This window comes from Bradyrhizobium sp. Kon10 (assembly GCF_055807395.1).
The window spans coordinates 1-1,746 of the sequence record NZ_JBVVOZ010000085.1; the positions used below are offsets into that span (position 1 = coordinate 1).

General features: G+C 64.0%; 1 protein-coding gene. It reads right to left on the reverse strand.

Annotation, left to right across the window (positions count from 1 at the left end; all coding sequences use genetic code 11):
* Nucleotides 1–1,568, reverse strand: a 1,568-nt coding sequence (locus tag AC0L2O_RS36110; RefSeq protein WP_473373111.1) for a 3-hydroxyacyl-CoA dehydrogenase NAD-binding domain-containing protein, incomplete at its 3' end; no start/stop codon positions are given.
* Between the last annotated feature and the right edge of the window lie 178 nt (nt 1,569–1,746).

Sequence of the window (1,746 nt, forward strand, 5' to 3'; positions counted from 1 at the left end):
TCGCTCATGGCGAACGGCCCCATTGGCATGCCAAATTTTGTCACCACCGCGTCGATCTGCTGCGGCAGCGCGCCTTCGAACAGCAGTTTCTCCGACTGCTTGCCGCGCTGAGCCAGCATGCGGTTGCCGACAAAGCCGTCGCAGACGCCGACCACGGCCGGCACCTTTGCGATCTTGCGGGCAATGTTGACCGCCGTCACCAGCGCATCCGGCGCGGTCTTGTCGGCGCGCACGATCTCGCACAATTTCATGACGTTGGCGGGCGAGAAGAAGTGCATGCCGAGCACGTCCTGCAGACGCTCGGTCGCGTTCGCGATCTCGTCGACGTTCAGAAGGGAAGTGTTGGAAGCGAGCACCGCGCCACGCTTGGCATATTGATCGAGCTTGCCGAACACTTCCTTCTTCACCGCCATGGTCTCGAACACGGCCTCGATCACCAGGTCAGCATCGCCGACATTCTCGATGCCAATGACGCCGTTGATCAGCGCCATGCGCTTGGCGGGCGCATCGGCGGGAATGCCGCCACGCGCCGCCGTCGCTTCCCAGTTCTTCTGCATCACCCCCATGCCGCGCTTGAGCTGCTCCTCGCCGGTCTCGATCAGGGTGACGGGAACGCCGGCATTGGCAAAGGACATCGCGATGCCGCCGCCCATCGTGCCGGCGCCGAGGATGGCGACGCGGTTCACGGGCCGCGGCTTGGTCCCCTCAGGAACGCCGGCGATCTTGCTGGCCTCGCGCTCGGCGAAGAAGGCATAACGCTGCGCCTTGGACTGATCGCTGGCGACGAGCTTCAGGAAGCCCTCGCGCTCCTTCTTGAGGCCCTCGTCGAACGGCAGGTCGATGGCGTAGCCGACGGCGTCGGCTGCCGCGAACGGCGCTTCCAGGCCGCGCGACTTCTTGGTCATGGCGGCGACCGCATTGGTGAAGATCGAGCGGTCGGCCTTGGCCGCCGCGATCTTGGAGTCGTCGTCGCGCAGGCGGCGCAGCGGACGCTTTTCAGCCAGCAGCTTTCGTACGAAGGCTTCGCCTCCGGCAGCCGGGCCCTCGACGATCTCCTCGATCAGACCGTTCTTCAGCGCTTCCGCCGCGCCGATCGGATCACCGCCGACGATCATCTTGACCGCCAGCTCCGGCCCAACTGCGCGCGGCAGGCGCTGGGTGCCACCGGCGCCCGGCAGCAGGCCGAGCTTCACCTCGGGCAGGCCGAGCTTGGCCTCCTTCACCGCCACGCGGAAATGACAGGCGAGCGCGACCTCAAGGCCGCCACCGAGCGCGGTGCCGTGAATGGCGGCCACGATGGCCTTGGGCGAATTCTCTATCTCGGAGAGCACGTCTTTCACCGCCGGCGGCTTTGACGGCTTGCCGAATTCGGTGATGTCGGCGCCCGCGATGAAGGTGCGGCCGGCGCAGGTCAGCACGATGCCCTTGATCGCGGGATCGGCGATCGCGGCCTTGACGCACTCCAAAATACCGCCGCGGACTGCGGCACTCAGCGCATTGACCGGAGGGCTGTTGACCGTGACGAGCCCGACTTCGTCATGACGCTCGAGCTTGACCACTTCACTCACGCTGCACTCCTAGGTTAAAGATCAAAAATCTGCTGGGTAACGGACCAGTCGTTTCGCAAGTTTGCTGAATCGTCCTTAACGGCATCACCAATTCGAAGCAACTTCAGCTCGGAGATCCAGCAGAATAGCAGGGTATCGATATCGGTTAATGCAATGGCTCACAGGTTCACGCATAAAT